This window comes from Burkholderia sp. CpTa8-5, from assembly GCF_017815045.1.
In the GTDB taxonomy this organism is placed as follows: Bacteria; Pseudomonadota; Gammaproteobacteria; order Burkholderiales; family Burkholderiaceae; genus Burkholderia; species Burkholderia sola.
The window spans coordinates 514234-530295 of the sequence record NZ_JAGIQD010000001.1 but is presented as its reverse complement, the minus strand read 5'-3'; the positions used below and the strand labels follow the sequence as shown (position 1 = coordinate 530295).

The 16062-nt window shown below is 68.9% G+C and carries 12 protein-coding genes; 5 read left to right on the top strand and 7 right to left on the bottom strand.

The features are described from left to right. Nucleotide 1: 1 nt before the first annotated feature. From J8I35_RS02335 to J8I35_RS02305, 7 genes are all read right to left on the bottom strand, one after another. The gene (locus J8I35_RS02335; RefSeq protein ID WP_209924361.1) at nucleotides 2-1336 is read right to left on the bottom strand and encodes an FAD-binding oxidoreductase; all 1335 of its coding nucleotides are present in this window, start codon (nucleotides 1334-1336) and stop codon (nucleotides 2-4) included. Nucleotides 1337-1475: 139 nt separating this feature from the next. Beyond that, nucleotides 1476-3344 carry an ABC transporter ATP-binding protein gene (locus tag J8I35_RS02330; RefSeq protein WP_209924360.1) on the bottom strand — a complete coding sequence of 623 codons (1869 nt, stop codon included), beginning with the start codon at nucleotides 3342-3344 and terminating at the stop codon, nucleotides 1476-1478. Further along, nucleotides 3344-4300, bottom strand: a complete 957-nt coding sequence (locus J8I35_RS02325) for an ABC transporter permease (RefSeq protein WP_050016872.1) — start codon at nucleotides 4298-4300, stop codon at nucleotides 3344-3346. The genes J8I35_RS02330 and J8I35_RS02325 overlap by 1 nt, the downstream gene beginning before the upstream one ends. A 30-nt stretch (nucleotides 4301-4330) precedes the next feature. Then, the gene (locus J8I35_RS02320; RefSeq protein ID WP_176015956.1) at nucleotides 4331-5284 is read right to left on the bottom strand and encodes an ABC transporter permease; all 954 of its coding nucleotides are present in this window, start codon (nucleotides 5282-5284) and stop codon (nucleotides 4331-4333) included. Nucleotides 5285-5363: 79 nt separating this feature from the next. Next, on the bottom strand, nucleotides 5364-6947 hold the full coding sequence (locus J8I35_RS02315) for an ABC transporter substrate-binding protein (RefSeq protein WP_209924359.1): 1584 nt from the start codon (nucleotides 6945-6947) through the stop codon (nucleotides 5364-5366). A 680-nt stretch (nucleotides 6948-7627) separates the two neighbouring features. Continuing rightward, complete coding sequence (locus tag J8I35_RS02310) at nucleotides 7628-9166, bottom strand: methyl-accepting chemotaxis protein (protein WP_050016867.1); 1539 nt, start codon at nucleotides 9164-9166, stop codon at nucleotides 7628-7630. Between the two features lie 178 nt (nucleotides 9167-9344). Further along, nucleotides 9345-10013 (bottom strand): haloacid dehalogenase type II, encoded by a 669-nt coding sequence (locus tag J8I35_RS02305; RefSeq protein WP_050016866.1) that lies wholly within the window; start codon nucleotides 10011-10013, stop codon nucleotides 9345-9347. Nucleotides 10014-10476: 463 nt separating this feature from the next. Between J8I35_RS02305 and J8I35_RS02300 the strand changes: the two genes are divergently transcribed. From J8I35_RS02300 to J8I35_RS02280, 5 genes are all read left to right on the top strand, one after another. Further along, nucleotides 10477-11337, top strand: coding sequence for a GNAT family N-acetyltransferase (locus J8I35_RS02300; protein ID WP_209924358.1), 861 nt, complete (start codon nucleotides 10477-10479; stop codon nucleotides 11335-11337). 12 nt (nucleotides 11338-11349) lie between these two features. Next, nucleotides 11350-12276, top strand: coding sequence for a glyoxylate/hydroxypyruvate reductase A (locus J8I35_RS02295; protein ID WP_209924357.1), 927 nt, complete (start codon nucleotides 11350-11352; stop codon nucleotides 12274-12276). A 163-nt stretch (nucleotides 12277-12439) separates the two neighbouring features. Further along, the gene (locus tag J8I35_RS02290) at nucleotides 12440-13840 is read left to right on the top strand and encodes an aspartate aminotransferase family protein (RefSeq protein ID WP_124592765.1); all 1401 of its coding nucleotides are present in this window, start codon (nucleotides 12440-12442) and stop codon (nucleotides 13838-13840) included. A gap of 85 nt (nucleotides 13841-13925) precedes the next feature. Then, the gene (locus J8I35_RS02285; RefSeq protein WP_006749694.1) at nucleotides 13926-14417 is read left to right on the top strand and encodes a winged helix-turn-helix transcriptional regulator; all 492 of its coding nucleotides are present in this window, start codon (nucleotides 13926-13928) and stop codon (nucleotides 14415-14417) included. Between the two features lie 105 nt (nucleotides 14418-14522). Beyond that, nucleotides 14523-15995: an NAD-dependent succinate-semialdehyde dehydrogenase gene (locus J8I35_RS02280; protein ID WP_209924356.1), complete on the top strand. Its 1473-nt coding sequence runs from the start codon at nucleotides 14523-14525 to the stop codon at nucleotides 15993-15995. The last annotated feature ends 67 nt before the right edge of the window (nucleotides 15996-16062 follow it).

The following is a 16062-nucleotide window of genomic DNA, read 5'->3' as shown; positions in this document are numbered from 1 at the left end:
TTCAATGCAGGAAATCCTGCATCCGGTAATACGCGCCGACGAGCGGCAAAAACCACGCGTGCCCGAAATGGCCGGGTATCGCCGGCCAGTCGAGCTCGCGCCACGGGTTCGACGCGGCCGCGCCATACAGCACGTCGGCCATCACGCGGCCCATGTGCACCGACATCTGCACGCCGTGGCCGCTGTAGCCCATCGAGTAATAGAGCCCGTCGTGCTGGCCCGCGCGCGGCAGCCGGTCGGCGGTGATGTCCACCAGCCCGCCCCAGCAGTAGTCGAGCCGCACGCCGGCCAGTTCCGGGAAGTAGCCGGCCATGCCGGCGCGCAGGACGTCGCCGCTCTTCGCGTCGGAGCGCGGGCTCGACATCGCGAAACGCGCGCGGCCGCCGAACAGCAGCCGGTTGTCGGGCGTCACGCGGAAGTAGTTGCCGATCTGGCGCGACGTCACGTAGGCGCGGCGATGCGGAAACAGCCGGTTCAGCTGCGCATCCGGCAGCGGCTCGGTCACGACGATGAAGCTGCCGACCGGCGCGATGCGTCGCCGGAACCACGCGAACGGCCCGTGCTGCGATGCGCCGGTGGCGACCAGAACGCGGTCGGCAACGATCGTGCCGCGGGTGCTGGTGATCCGGTGGCGCTCGCCGTCGAGCCGGTCGATCTGCGTGACGGCCGCGTGCTCGACCACGCGTGCGCCGGCCCGCACGGCCGCTTGCGCGAGGCCGACGCCGAACTTGCCCATGTGCATCTGTGCGCCGTTGCGCTGCAGGAGCCCGCCGTAGAAGCCGTCGGATGCGATTTCGTCGCGGATCCGCGACGGTTCGATCAGTTCGATATCCGGATCCACGTCGCGCCGCAATGCGTTGAAGGTCTTTTCGAGCGCCGCGAAATGCTGTGGCTTCGCGGCGAGCTTCAGCTTGCCGGCGCGCCGGAAATCGCAATCGATCGCCTGTTCGGTCACGATCGTCTCGACGCTCTTCACCGCGCTTTCGTATGCGAGATAAAACTGCTTCGCCTGCGCGGCGCCGATGCGGGCGGCCAGCGACGCGTAGTCCTGCGCGACGCCCGTATTGCACTGGCCGCCGTTGCGGCCAGACGCTTCGCCCGCGACCTGCGCGGCTTCGAGCACGACCACCGAAACGCCGCGCTGCGCGAGCGCGAGCGCCGCCGACAAACCGGTGAACCCGCCGCCGATCACGACGACGTCGGCCCGCCCTTCGACGGGGCCAACGCTTCCGGCGCGAAACGCGGGGCGGGTATCCAGCCAGTACGATTCCAGTTTCATCGGATCCTTCTCGAGCATTTCCGCAACGACGATCGGCGACCGTTCAATGAGAATCATTTAATCACCGTCAAAAACCGCAGTTGCCGCGTATTCGCGCGCGGCACGCGTGCAAATTGCCGTTTTGCGCGACCGCCGCGGCAGACTATGCGGCGGCCCGTTCACCGCCCTGCGCGATGAACGGTTCGCGCGCCACGCACTACAGCTGCAGCGGCGCGACACCGGCGGGAATCGGCTCCGCCTGGAAGCGCGCGAGATCCTCCTCGCTGCGATGGCACAGCACCTGCGCGCCGTTGCCGAGCGTGCGCAGCGACGGGGCCGTCCGGTTGCACACGCCGTCCACGCGCATCGCGCAGCGCGACAGGAACGGACACAGCTCGTCCTCGTTCTCGCGCGCGCCGATCGGCACCAGCGGCCGGTGGCAACGCTCGGCCGCATCGTCGAGCCAGCCCGCGCGCAACTCCGGCGCGGACGACACGAGCAGATGCGAATACGGGTGATAAGGCGGCGCGCACAGCGCGTCGCGACTGCCCGTCTCCACGCGGCGGCCCGCATACAGCACGACGATGTCGTCGCTGATCGCGCGCACCTTCGCGATGTCGTGCGTGATGAACACGTACGACACGCCGAGCTTTGCCTGCAGGTCGCGCAGCAGCTCGATGATCGCGGCGCCGACGACGGTGTCGAGCGCCGACGTGACCTCGTCGCACAGGATCAGGTCGGGCTCGGCCGCGAGCGCGCGCGCGAGGTTCACGCGCTGCTTCTGCCCGCCCGACAGCTCGCCGGTCCGCCGCGACGCCACCGCCGGCGGCAGCCGCACGAGTTCGAGCAGCTCCGCGACGCGCTGGCGGGCTCGCGCGCCCTTGATCCCGTGGTAGAACGCGAGCGGTCGTGCGAGCGTGCGCTCGACGGTATGCACGGGATTGAGCGCGGTATCGGCGTTCTGGAACACGATCTGCACGCGGCGATGCTGCTCCTTGGTGCGCTTGACGATATCGCGTGCGAGCGGCACGCCGTCGAGCAGGATCTCGCCACCGGTCGCCGGCACGAGGCCCGCGATCACCTTCGCGAGCGTCGTCTTGCCAGAGCCCGATTCGCCGATCACGCCGACCGTCTGCCCGCGCCCGATGCGCAGGTCGACTTCGTGCAGGATCACCTTCGCGGGCCAGCCGTTCGCGGCGCGGCCGCCGTAGCCCGCGATCGCGCCGCGCACGTCGAGCAGCGGCGCGGGCGCGGCCGGTCGTTGCGCTTCCACGTCGCGCTCCGCATCGTTCGGCGTGACCGCCGCGATCAGGCTCTGCGTGTACGGGTGCGTCGGCGCATGCAGGATCTGTTCGGTATCGCCCGCCTCGCGGATCACGCCGTCGCTCAGCACGACGATCCGGTCGGCCATCTGCGCGACCACGGCCAGGTCGTGCGACACGTACACCGCGCTCATCCCGCAGCGCTTGATCACGTTCTTGAATGCCTGCAGCACGTCGATCTGCGTGGTCACGTCGAGCGCGGTGGTCGGCTCGTCGAGGATCACCAGCTCCGGATCGGTGATCAGCGCCATCGCGGCCATCAGCCGCTGCAACTGGCCGCCCGATACCTGGTGCGGATAGCGTTTGCCGATCGTCTCCGGCTCGGGCAGCGCGAGCGCGCGAAACAGCTCGATCGCCTTCGCCTGCGCGTCGCGCTTCGTCATCGTCTTGTGGATCAGCGCGCTCTCGATCACCTGGTCGAGAATCGTGCGCGACGGGTTGAACGCGGCGGCCGCGCTCTGGGCGATATACGCGACCTTGCGGCCGCGCAGCGCGGTCAGCGCCGGTCCGGAAAGCGTGCACACGTCGGTGCCGTCGAGCTTCACCGAGCCGCCGGCGATCCGGCATCCGGCGCGCGCATGGCCCATCAGCGACAGCGCGATCGTCGTCTTGCCGGAGCCCGATTCGCCGATCAGCGCAAGCACCTCGCCGCGCCCGATGTCGAAGTCGACGCCGTGGACGATCGTCGTTTCGTCGCCGCCCGGCCGGCCGCCGACCACGCGCAGTCCGCGCACCTCGACGAGCGGATTCGATTCGTGTCGCATCAGTGTCCTCCGGCGGCGCCGGCCGCGCCCTTGCGGCGGCCGCGATGCGGCAGACCGTCGATCAACAGGTTGACGCCCACCGTCAGGATCGCGATCGCGACCGCGGGCATGATCGCGACGGCCGAGCCGTCGCCGAGGCTCGCGATGTTCTCGCGCACGAGCGAGCCGAGGTCCGCGTACGGCGGCTGCACGCCGAGCCCGAGAAAGCTCAGGCCGCTCAGCAGCAGCACGACGAACGTGAAGCGCAGCCCGGTGTCCGCCAGCATCGGGTGGATCATGTTCGGCAGCATCTCGACGCACGCGATGTACAGCGCGCTTTCGCCGCGCGCCTTCGCCACCTGCACGAATTCGAGCGTGCTGATGTTGACCGCCAGCGCACGCGCGATCCGGTACGAGCCCGGCATGTAGCTGACCGCGGCGGTGAGCACCAGCAGCGGCAGCGACGAGCCGAATGCGGCGACGAACATCAGCGCGAACATCTTCGACGGAATCGACGTGAGCGCGTCGAGCAGCCGGCTCATCGTCTCGTCGACCGCGCGGCCCGACACGGTCGCGAGCAGCCCGAGCGTCGTGCCGGTCACCGCGGCGAGCAGCACCGCGGCCAGCGCGAGCAGCACGGTCAGCCGCGTGCCGTACAGGATCCGGCTCAGCATGTCGCGGCCGAGGAAGTCGGAGCCGAACGGCAGCTTCGCGCTGAACGACGCGAACACGTCGGGCGTGACGATCGCGCCGACGTCATGCGGCGCGATCAGCGGCGCGAACACCGCAACGAACAGCATCAGGCCGGCCATCGACAGGCCGACGCGGCCGCCGGTCGTCAACGCGAGGCGCGTGGCGCGGCGCTTGCGCGGCTGTTCGGGAGCAGGCGCGGCAGGCGGCATGCTGCCCCGCCCGAGGGGCGGGTCGCCGGAGGGCGGCAGCGCGCTGCTGCGTTGTACGGGTTCGATCGGTTGCATGGGCGGCATCTCGGAAGAAAGACGAAACACTCAGGTGCGCAGTCGCGGGTTCGACACGATCGAGCACAGGTCGGCGAACAGCACGAGCGTCAGGTACGCGACGCAGAAGATCAGCGTGCACGCCTGGACCAACGGGAAATCGCGATTGCTGACGGCGTCGACCATCAGGCTCGCGAGGCCCGGATAGTTGAAGATCGTCTCGACGACGATCACGCCGCCGAGCAGATACGACAGGCTCAGCGCGATCGCATTGGCGATCGGGCCGATCGCGTTCGGCAGCGCATGGCGCAGCACGACGCGCGCCGGGCTCGCGCCCTTCAACGTGGCCATCTCGACGTACGACGCGCTCAGTTGCTCGATCACCGCGGCGCGCGTCATGCGCGCCATCTGCGCGATCACGACCGCGCACAGCGTCAGCACCGGCATCGCATATGCACGCAGGAAATCGTGCAGGCTTTCGATCGGGCCGCTGTACGACAGTGCGGACAGCCAGTGCAGCTTCACCGCGAACACGAGCACGGCGACCGTCGCGATCAGGAATTCCGGCGTCGCGACGAGCGACAGCGTGCCGAGGCTGATCACGCGGTCGATCGCCGACTCGCGCTTGACCGCCGCGAGGATCCCGAGCAGCAATGCGATCGGCACCGACACCGCGGTCGTGATCGCCGCCAGCGCGAGCGACTTCGGCAGGCGCCCGCCGATCAGTTCCGACACCGGCATGTCGCCGGAAAACGACCGGCCGAAATCGCCGTGCAGCAGCCCGCCGAGCCAGTGCAGGTAACGCACGTGCGCCGGCATGTCGAGACCGAACTGCTGGCGCAGCGCGGCGACCGTCTCCGGCGTCGCCGACTGGCCGAGCGCGGCCTGCGCGGCGTCGCCCGGCAGCAGGTTCGTGATCGTGAAAATGATCGCGGACACGATCAGCAGCGTCAGCGCGGTGACCGCGATGCGCCGGCCGATCAGCCCGATGAGAACTCGGTTCATGGAGCGACACTCCCGAAAAGCCCCCGCGCGGCCGGCGCGGTCGCCCGCACCGGCCACGCAACGGCGGCCAGCAACAACGTCATGCGTTCCACCACACGTTCTCGGCGAACGTGAAGCCCATCATCGGCCCGGTGGGGATCGAACCGAGGCCCGCGAGCCGCTTGTCGTAGCCGTCGAGGAAGCTGATGAACGCGGGAATGCCGACCCGCCCCTGCTGCGCGACGATCACCTGCATGTCGCCGTACATCTGCTTGCGCTTCGCGTCGTCGGTTTCCGAACGCGCGGCGAGCAGCAACTGGTCGAACTTCGCGTTCTTCCAGCCCGACTCGTTCCACGGCGCATCCGACTTGAAGAACTGCGTGAACAGCACGTCGGCGCTCGAGCGCGGGTTGATGTTGCCGAAGGTGAGCGGGTGCTTCATCCAGTGGTTCGACCAGTAGCCGTCGGGCGACGCGCGGTTGACCTGCAGGTTCAGCCCGATCTTCTGGCCGGCCTGCTGCAGCAGCACGGCCATCTCGATCGACCCGTTCGCGTCGGACGTCGCATAGATCGGCGGCAGCGCGGCGCCGAGCGCCCCCGCCTTCTGGAGCAGGAATTTCGCCTTGTCCGGATCGTGCGCGCGCTGCGGCAGCGACGCGTTGAAGTAGCGATGCCCCGGCGGAATCGGCTGGTCGTTGCCGATCACCGAATAGCCGCGGAACACCGCCGTGCGAAGCTGTTCGCGATCGAACAGGTACTTCATCCCTTCGACGAAATCGGGGTTCGCGACGATCGGGTTGTCGCTGCGCATGATCAGGTCGGTATAGAGGCCGGACTTGGTTTCCTTCAGTGCGTAGCCCGGCGTCGACGAGACCCGCTGCGTCGAGCGCGGATCGATCGCGTTGATCAGGTGCACGTCGCCCGACAGCAGCGCGTTCAGGCGCGCGGCGCTGTCGCTGATGCCGATCAGCTCGATCTCGTCGAGATACGGCTTGCCCGGCTTGAAGTAGCTGTCGTTGCGCACGCCGATGGTCGACACGCCCGGCTTGAACGACTTCAGCTTGTACGGGCCGCAGCCGACGCCGGTCGAGAAGTCGGTCGTGCCGTCCTTGACGATCACGAGCTGCGGCGTCGCGAGGATCACCGGCAGATCGGCGTTCGCGCTCGCGAGCGTCAGCGTGACTTCGTCGGGGCCGGTCGCCTTCGCATCCGAGAACTGTTCGGCAAGCGTCTTGACCTTCGACGCGGTGGCCGGGTTCTTGTGGCGCATCAGCGAAAACACCACGTCGGCCGGGCCGACGGGCTTGCCGTCGTGGAACGTGACGCCCTTGCGCAGCTTGATGATCCAGGTCTTCGCGTCGGTCGTCTGCAGCGACTCGGCGAGGTTCATCTGCGGCGTCAGGCTCGCATCGAGCTGCGTGAGACCGCTGTAGAACATGAAGAAGCGCGTGTAGTCCGCGCCCGTCGAGCCCTTGGCCGGGTCGAGCGTATCGGCCGTCGAGCCGGCTTCGTTCGCAACCCGGATCTTGCCGCCGCGCTTCGGCGCGGGCGCGGCGAATGCCGAATCGGGGGTCATCAGCAGTCCGCCGGCGCCGGCGGCCATCATGCCGCCCGCCGCCATGACCTTCATCATGTCGCGGCGCGTGAAGCCGCCCTTGCCGCCGTTGTCGATATCGTCGCTCATCCGAACTGCTCCTGACTGTGGGAAGTGGGTCCAAGGGTCCAGCGTGGTTGTTCAATCGCGCCGCGCCCGCTTGCTGGTGGCGGGCGCGACGTCGTACACATGCAATTCATTTAAGCATCGCCAAAATGCGGTTTGTCGCGATTCGGGCGCCCCGCACGATACGAATCGACCGTTTTAGGCCGCCCGCGCAGCATGAATTGCTGCGTGCGCGCACGTGTCGCCGTTGGCCCGGTGGCGTGTCGCGGTGGTTGCCGAATCGGTGTCGATGCAGGAAATCGTAAGGCCGCAGCCGCCGCAGATTGCGCCGACAAAATTGCCCGTTCGGCATCCGGCGCGCGTTTGGCTCACGCAAACCGCACGTTTGTGTCGAATGCGTGTGCGCATGCCGACGACGGCCGAAATGAGCGGCGCATTGCGACAGATCGCCGCATGCACGGGCGTCGACGGTGGGGACCGCGACGGGACGTCGCACAGGAAAGTTCAGAGGAATGCCGCTCGATCGGAGCGGCTTGGCGGGAAGACGGGAAGATCACGGGACTACCGGGAAACCGGGACCGTGCAGCCGTCAGGCGCCGCGCCCGCGTGCGTCACCGGCATGTCGACGCGCACGCCGGGCGGCCGCCAGCGCGGCGCCCGAGAAGCAGAGGATGCGCCGGCCTCGAACGGACGGCGCGAAGCCGTCACGCAGCGAGCCGGAAGACCGATACGGCGGCCCGCAGGCGCGCCGCCTGCTCGTCCAGCGACGAGGCGGCCGCGGCCGCCTGCTCGACGAGCGCGGCGTTCTGCTGGGTGACTTCGTCCATTTGCGCGACCGCCAGCCCGATCTGTTCGATGCCGGTGCTTTGCTCGGCCGATGCCGCCGAAATCTCGCCCATGATGTCGGCCACCCGGTCGATCGACCGGACGATCTCCGTCATGCGCTCGCCGGCCGTCTCGACGAGCCGGCTGCCGCTGCCGGCCCGCTCGACCGACGCGTCGATCAATCCCTTGATGTCCTTCGCGGCCGCGGCGCTGCGTTGCGCGAGCGAACGCACTTCCGACGCGACGACGGCGAACCCGCGCCCCTCCTCGCCGGCCCGCGCGGCTTCCACCGCGGCGTTGAGCGCGAGAATGTTGGTCTGGAACGCGATGCTTTCGATGACGACGGTAATGTCCGCGATCCGCACCGATCCGTCCGAAATCTGCCGCATCGTTTCGACGACCGCCTGCACGGCGGCGCCGCCGAGTTCGGTCGCATCCTTCGCCTGGGCCACGAGCGCATTCGCCTGACGTGCGTTGTCGGCGTTCTGTTTGACCGTGGACGTGATCTGCTCCATGCTCGCCGCCGTTTCCTGCAACGACGCGGCCTGCTGCTCGGTGCGCTGCGACAGATCCAGGTTGCCTTGCGCGATCTCGCCGGTGCCGGTGGCGATCGAGTGGGTCGTGGTCTGGATCTCGGCGATGGTGTCGGTCAGCCGCGCCTTCATGTCGCCCAGCGCGACGAGCAGGCTGCCGGGCGCGGCGTGCGCCGTATCGAACTGCACGTCCAGTTCGCCGGCGGCGATGCGGGCGGCGATCTGCGTCGCATGCGCGGGCTCGCCGCCGAGCGTGCGCCTGACGCTGCGCAGCACGCCCCATGCGATGGCCGCGAGCGCCGCGGCGATGACGAGCGCGACGGCGCCGAGCACCATCGCGAGTCGGGCAAACGCCGCGTTGATGTCGTCGTAGAAAAATCCGGTGCCGATCCACCAGTTCCAGTCCGGAATCGCGACCACGCCCTGCAGCTTCGGCTCCAGGTCCGCGTCGGGGCTGCGCTTGATCAGCACGTCGACGAGCGCGAAATGCGCCTGCGCCATCCCCGCGCGGTACGCCTCGCTGTCGGTCATGCCGCTGGTCGTGCGGTTGCCTTTCGCGCGCGTGCCGATGAATTTCGCGTTCGGGTGCACGAGGTTGACGCCGTCCGACGTCGTGACCCAGAAGTAGCTCTTCGAATTCGCGTTGAGCGCCGCCAGCGCGGCCTTGGCCTGCTGCTGCGCCTGCTCCTGCGTGAGCGTGCCGCTCGTCTGCAGCGCGCGATACGAATCGACCAGATGCTCGGCCTTGGTCAGCAGAATGACGATCTCTTCGCGGCGGCTGTCGATCAGCGCGTCGCGCAGCGTGTGCAGCGACAGCGCGGCGAGCAGGACGACGCCGAGCAGCGCCGCGGCGACGAGCATCAGCAGTTTGGTGGACAACTTCATGCGGGGGCCTCGAAATATTAACCGTTCGGTACATATATCGGCCCGGGCGGCCCCGCCTTGAACGACTCGATATCGGTAATTACCCTCGTTTCGACCGCTGATCGAACGCGTGACGGGACGCGCCGGCATCACGGCCGCGTCCCGTCGCGCGTTCGATGGATCTGCCGGCGCAGCCGGCTTACAGCCCGAGCTGCGTCGCGAGCTGGCCGATGTCCGACACTTCGTAATAGTTGTAGAACGGCGTGCCCGGCTCGTGGCCGCGGTTCACGAACGCCTTGTGCTTGATCCCGAGATCCTCGGCCGTCATCAGGTCGTAGCGCAGGCTCGACGACACGTGCAGCACGTCCTCCGGCTTGCAGCCGAGCTTGTCGAACATGTATTCGAAGCCCTGCATCCGCGGCTTGTACGATTGCGCCTGCTGCGCGGTGAACACCGCGTGGAACGGCGCGCCGAGCTTGTCGACGTTGCTCATGATCTGCTCGTCCATCGCATTCGACAGGATCACCAGCTTGTACTTCGACGCCAGCCGCGACAGCCCGGCCGGCACGTCCGGGTGCGGGCCCCACGTCGGCACCGCATGATAGAAAAGCTCGGCCTCGGCTTCGTCGAACTTCACGCCGAGCCGCGCGCAGGTGCGGCGGACCGAGTTGACGACGACGTCGCGGTACGGCTTCCACGCACCGAGCACCTCGTCGAGCCGATAGGCGGCGAACGCGCGCACGAAGGCCTCCATCGCGGCCGGCGACAGCCGGTCCGCATAGATTTCGCGCGCCGTCTCGGCCATCCGGAAATGGGTCAGCGTGCCGTAGCAGTCGAAGGTGATGTACTTCGGTTCAAACTGGATCATGGTGACGTCCTGTCGGTGTGAAGCCCCGGCAGGGCCGGGGGTGGGCTGGGTTTAACGAAATTGAATCAGGGCAAAAAGTCGTTCGCGCATCGTTCGGCGTCGCTCAAAACGCAGAATCGCCGCGTGTTGCCCGGCACATGCAGCACGATCTGCGGCGCGATCGGGCGCGGCGCGGCCGGCCGGTGGGCGGCGTGCTGCCGCAGCGGGCTCGCCTGCCGGCGCGGCCCTCCGGGCAGGCGGCAGCGCGGCCGTGCATTTATCGTAGCGGCGTTCCCACAGCAGGAGTGGTGGGATTGACCGGCCGCGCCGGCACGATCAGCGCGTTCGTCCGCATCGATCGAACGGGTTTGCGTCGATCTCGCGGGCGCGTCCGTCACCGCCGGAAAACAGGCGAATCGTCCTATCCGCGCCCGTGGGTCGCTGGCAGAGTCGATAGGTCATTTCTACCCATCCGGAGTCCGGCGTGTCCGACCTCAATTCTTCCCGCACGCTCACCTATCGCCCGTTCGCCGAAACCGACCTGCCCGCCGCCCATCGGCTGTCGGAGGCGGTCAAGTGGCCGCACCGGCTCGACGACTGGCGCTTCGCGTTCCAGCTCGGCAGCGGCATCGTGGCCGAAGACGAGACCGGCGTCGTGGGGACCGCACTCGGCTGGCGCCTCGGCGAATCGCACGCGGCGCTCGGCATGGTGATCGTGTCGCCCGAGCGGGCGGGCGGCGGCATCGAGCGCGAGCTCCTGGCCCGCGCGCTCGACGGCTTCGGTACACGAACCGTCTTTCTGCATGCGATGCCGGGGCGCGAGCCGCTGTACGCCGCGCTCGGCTTCGAGCCGATCGATACGATCGACCAGCATCAGGGCGCGGCGTTCCGGCCGCCGCTGATCTCGCTGCCGCCCGGCGAGCGCCTGCGCCCGCTCGGCACCAACGACGGGCCGCGCCTCGCCGCGCTCGCGTCGCGCGCGGCCGGCTACGAACGCGGCGCGGTGACCGACGCGCTGCTCGACGTCGCGAACGGCATCGCGCTCGATCGCGACGGCGAGTTGCTCGGCTTCGCGCTGTTCCGCCGTTTCGGCCCGGGCCACGTGATCGGTCCGGTGATCGCGCCGGATGCGCTGCGCGCGCAGGCGCTGATCAGCCACTGGCTCGCGTTGAACGAGGGGATGTTCGTGCGGCTCGACTTGCCCAGCGACAGCGGGCTGTCCGACTGGCTGGAAGGGCTCGGGCTGCCGCGCGTCGATACCGTCGTCGCGATGGCGCGCGGCGCCACGCCGGCGCGCGACCCGGCGCTGCGTGCGTTCGCGATCGTGAGCCAGGCACTCGGCTGAAGGACACCGACGATGAGCTTCCTGTACAAGGCCGACCCGGTGCGCGGCGCGCAGTGGGCGGCACGCTTCGCGCAACAGGCGCCCGACCTGCCGTTCCGGATCTGGCCGGACCTCGGCGACGCCGCGGCCGTCCGCTATCTCGCCGCCTGGCAGCCGCCGGACGATCCGGTCGGGCTGCTGCCGAATCTCGAAGTCGTGTTCTCGGTCGGCGCCGGCATCGACCAGTTCGACCTGTCGCGCGTGCCTTCGCACATCCCCGTCGTGCGGATGATCGAGCCGGGCATCGTCGAAGGGATGGTCGAATACGTGACGCAGGCCGTGCTGACGATCCATCGCGACCTGTTCGACTATGCGGCCCAGCAACGCGACCAGGTGTGGCGCGAGCATCCCGTACGCGCGGCCGCGTCGCGGCGCGTCGGCGTGCTCGGGCTCGGCACGCTCGGCCAGGCCGTGCTCGACACGCTGCGGCGCTTCGGTTTCCCGTGCGCCGGCTGGAGCCGCACGCCGCGCACGCTCGACGGCATCGACTGCTACGCGGGCGATGCGGCGCTCGACGCGTTCCTCGCCCGCACCGACATCCTGATCTGCCTGCTGCCGCTCACCGACAGCACGCGCGGGCTGCTCGGCGCACGCGTGTTCGACGCGCTACCGGCCGGCGCGTCGCTCGTGCAGGTCGGGCGCGGCCCGCAACTCGATGAAGCCGCGCTGCTCGCGGCGCTCGCGAGCGGCCGCGTCGACAGCGCGATCCTCGACGTGACGGACCCCGAACCGCTGCCGGCCGGCCATCCGTTCTGGACGCATCCGCGCGTTCGCATCACGCCGCACATCGCCAGCGCGACGCGGCCCGACACCGCGGTCGACGCGGTGCTCGCGAACCTCGCGCGCCATCGCGCGGGGCAGCCGATGATCGGCGTCGTCGATCGTACGCGCGGCTACTGACCTGCTGCGCGCCCGGCCCGCCGGGCGCGCAGCAGAAAATGCCGAAGCGCCCCGCACAAACGCCGCGCGCATACGTTTCAGGCCGCAAATTGAAGACGCATGCGGAATTCTCGCCCGTTAGCATGAACTCACCGCTGACACCTGACGAGAGTCCCGCCTTCCCATGAACCAAGCCGCGCTGATCGAAGCCGATCGTCAACATCTGATCCACCCCGTCGTCAACTACCGTGCGCACGAGGCGCGCGGCGTCACCGTGCTCGAATCCGCGGACGGCGTGTTCCTGCGCGACGCCGCGGGCCACACGCTGCTCGACGCGTTCTCGGGCCTGTGGTGCGTGAACGTCGGCTACGGCCGCGACAGCATCGTGAAGGCCGCCGCCGACCAGATGGCGAAGCTGCCCTACGCGACCGGTTATTTCCACTTCGGCTCGCAGCCGGCGATCGAACTCGCCGAACGGCTCGCCGCGCTCGCGCCGCCGTCGCTGAACCGCGTGTACTTCACGCTCGGCGGTTCGGACGCGGTCGATTCCGCGATCCGTTTCATCACGCATTATTTCAACGCGACCGGCCGCCCGTCGAAGAAGCAGATGATCGCGCTGGAACGCGGCTATCACGGTTCGTCGTCGGTCGGCGCCGGCCTCACCGCACTGCCCGCGTTCCACCGTCATTTCGACCTGCCGCGCGCTGACCAGCACCATATTCCGTCGCCCTACCCGTACCGCCATCCGCTCGGCGACGATCCGCAGGCGCTGATCGCCGCGTCGGTCGCCGCGCTCGAAGCGAAGGTCGCCGAACTCGGCGCGGACAACGTCGCCGCGTTCTTCTGCGAGCCGGTGCAGGGTTCCGGCGGCGTCATCGTGCCGCCGGCCGGCTGGCTGAAGGCGATGCGCGACGCGTGCCGGCGTCTCGGCATCCTGTTCGTCGCCGACGAGGTGATCACCGGCTTCGGCCGCACCGGCCCGCTGTTCGCCTGCGAGGCCGAGCAGGTCGATCCGGACCTGATGACGGTCGCGAAGGGCCTGACCGCCGGCTATGCGCCGATGGGCGCGGTGCTGATGTCCGACGAAATCTACGAAGGGATCGCGGGCGACCGCGCCGATGCGCCGGTGGTCGGCCACGGCCATACGTATTCCGCGCACCCGGTGAGCGCGGCGATCGGCCTCGAGGTGCTGAAGCTCTATCACGAAGGCGGGCTGCTCGCGAACGGCCAGGCGCTGGCGCCGCGCTTCGCCGCGGGGCTCGACGCGCTGCGCGCGCATCCGCTCGTCGGCGACGCACGTTCGGTCGGCCTGCTCGGCGCGCTCGAACTGGTGGCCGACAAGGCGCACAAGGCGCGCTTCGACCCGGCGCTGAACGTGCCCGACAAGATCGCGGCCGCCGCGTACGCGAACGGCGTGGTGTTCCGCGCGTTCGGCGACGGCGTGCTCGGCTTCGCGCCGGCGCTGAGCTTCACCGCGGGCGAGTTCGACCTGCTGTTCGAACGCGTGCGCAAGACGCTCGACGACGTACTGGCCGATGCGGGCGTGCAGCGCGCGCTCGACGCCGCGCACGCGCAGCCGGCCTGACCGGACAAGGGAAAGCCGGGCTTGTGGCCGCCATCGTTCGACTCTAAAGTAACCGGACATTCCATTTTTGCCTTCTCACGTGAACATGACGGACAGCAAGCTGGATCGCATCGACCTGCGCATCCTCTCCCAGTTGCAGAAGCGCGGCCGCATGACCAACGTCGAGCTGGCCGATGCGGTCGGGCTGTCGCCCAGTCCATGCCTGATCCGCGTGAAGCGGCTCGAGAAGGCCGGCTACATCGGCGGCTACGGCGCGCACATCCAGCTCGAGAAACTCGGCGACGTGCAGGTCGTGTTTACCGAGGTCACGCTGGCCGACCACCGGCGCGAGGATTTCGACCGCTTCGTCGCGGCGATCCGCAACGTCGACGAGATCGTCGAATGCCACCTCGCGAGCGGCGGCTACGACTATCTGCTGAAGTTCATCACGCGCAGCGTGAGCCATTACCAGACGATCGTCGAAGGGCTGCTCGAGCAGAACATCGGCATCGAGAAGTATTTCAGTTACGTGATCATCAAATCGCCGTTCGTCAAACGGCACTACCCGCTCGAATCGCTGTTCGGCGAACGTCACTGACGTAAGCGCGACACCCCTGAACGCGGCAGCCCGCTGTCCGCGTGGGGTCGTCGCGCGCCCGCTCCGCTGTCGTTGCCGCCGAACCGCTTCATTCAAGGAACTGTCATGCCGCTTACGCTGTCCCGAACCGAACTCGTCCGCACCGCCAACCTGATCGACGGCGCCTGGCGCGATGCGCTCGACGGCCGCCGCTTCGCCGTCACCGATCCGGCCACGCTCGATACCGTTGCCCACGCACCCGACAGCGGCGCCGCCGACGCCCGCGCGGCGACCGACGCGGCGGCCCGCGCGCTGCCCGCGTGGCGCACGACGCCCGCGCGCGAACGCGCCGCGATCCTGCGTGCCTGGCATGCGGCGATCGTCGCGCACACCGACGATCTCGCGAAGCTGATGTCGCGCGAACAGGGCAAGCCGCTTGCCGAAGCGCGCGGCGAAGTCGCGTACGGTGCGTCGTACGTGCTGTGGTTCGCCGAGGAAGCGACGCGCACGTACGGCGACCTGATCCCGCAGCAGCAGCGCGGCAAGCGGCTGAGCGCGGTGAAGGAGCCGATCGGCGTCGTCGCGGCGATCACGCCGTGGAATTTCCCGCTCGCGATGATCGCGCGCAAGATCGCACCCGCGCTCGCGGCCGGCTGCACGGTCGTCGCGAAGCCGGCGGAGGACACGCCGCTGACCGCGCTCGCGCTCGCGTTTCTCGCGCAGGAAGCCGGCGTGCCGGCCGGCGTGCTGAACCTGATTACCGCGTCGCGCGAACGCGGCGTGGAAGCCGCGGCCGACTGGCTCGCCGACGGCCGCGTGCGCAAGATCACGTTCACCGGCTCGACGGCCGTCGGCAAGCTGCTCGCGCGCGACTCGGCGGCGACGTTGAAGAAGCTGTCGCTGGAGTTGGGCGGCAATGCACCGTTCATCGTGTTCGACGATGCGGAGCTCGATGCCGCGGTCGACGGGCTGATGGCCGCCAAGTTCCGCAACGGCGGGCAGACGTGCGTGTCGCCGAATCGCGTGTACGTGCAGGCCGGCGTCTACGATGCATTCGCCGCGAAGCTCGCCGCGCGCGTCGCCGCGCTGAAGGTTGCGCCGGCGACGGACCCGGCCGCGCAGATCGGCCCGATGATCAACGCGCGCGCGGTCGACAAGATCGCGCGGCACGTCGGCGATGCAGTGGAGCGCGGCGCGCGCGTGCTGACGGGCGGCAAGCGCCTGACCGAGCTCGGTGCGAACTATTACGCGCCGACGGTGCTCGCCGACGCCACCGCCGACATGCAGCTGACCTGCGAGGAAACCTTCGGCCCGGTCGCCGCGCTGTTCCGGTTCGATACGGAGGACGAAGCGGTCGACGCCGCGAACGACACGCCGTTCGGGCTCGCCGCGTATTTCTACACGCAGGACGTGCGGCGCATCGCGCGCGTGTCGGCGCGGCTCGAAACCGGCATCGTCGGGATCAACGAAGGCGCGCTCGCGAGCGAGGCCGCGCCGTTCGGCGGCGTGAAGGAATCGGGCTATGGTCGCGAAGGCTCGCGTTATGGCCTCGACGACTATCTGTCGATCAAGTATCTGTGCCAGGGCGGGCTCGACTGACCGAATGAACCCGGGCCGTCCGCGAGGACGGCCATCGCCGCGCCCGGTCGACACACACGTTGACATC

What these genes read in the sequence shown, in the direction of transcription:
- J8I35_RS02325 (WP_050016872.1), bottom strand. Translation starts at nt 4,300, where the DNA reads ATGCAACCGATCGAACCCGTACAACGCAGCAGCGCGCTGCCGCCCTCC.
- J8I35_RS02280 (WP_209924356.1), top strand. Translation starts at nt 14,523, where the DNA reads ATGCCGCTTACGCTGTCCCGAACCGAACTCGTCCGCACCGCCAACCTG.
- J8I35_RS02310 (WP_050016867.1), bottom strand. Translation starts at nt 9,166, where the DNA reads ATGAAGTTGTCCACCAAACTGCTGATGCTCGTCGCCGCGGCGCTGCTC.
- J8I35_RS02335 (WP_209924361.1), bottom strand. Translation starts at nt 1,336, where the DNA reads ATGATTCTCATTGAACGGTCGCCGATCGTCGTTGCGGAAATGCTCGAG.
- J8I35_RS02285 (WP_006749694.1), top strand. Translation starts at nt 13,926, where the DNA reads ATGACGGACAGCAAGCTGGATCGCATCGACCTGCGCATCCTCTCCCAG.
- J8I35_RS02320 (WP_176015956.1), bottom strand. Translation starts at nt 5,284, where the DNA reads ATGAACCGAGTTCTCATCGGGCTGATCGGCCGGCGCATCGCGGTCACC.
- J8I35_RS02315 (WP_209924359.1), bottom strand. Translation starts at nt 6,947, where the DNA reads ATGAGCGACGATATCGACAACGGCGGCAAGGGCGGCTTCACGCGCCGC.
- J8I35_RS02330 (WP_209924360.1), bottom strand. Translation starts at nt 3,344, where the DNA reads ATGCGACACGAATCGAATCCGCTCGTCGAGGTGCGCGGACTGCGCGTG.
- J8I35_RS02290 (WP_124592765.1), top strand. Translation starts at nt 12,440, where the DNA reads ATGAACCAAGCCGCGCTGATCGAAGCCGATCGTCAACATCTGATCCAC.
- J8I35_RS02305 (WP_050016866.1), bottom strand. Translation starts at nt 10,013, where the DNA reads ATGATCCAGTTTGAACCGAAGTACATCACCTTCGACTGCTACGGCACG.
- J8I35_RS02295 (WP_209924357.1), top strand. Translation starts at nt 11,350, where the DNA reads ATGAGCTTCCTGTACAAGGCCGACCCGGTGCGCGGCGCGCAGTGGGCG.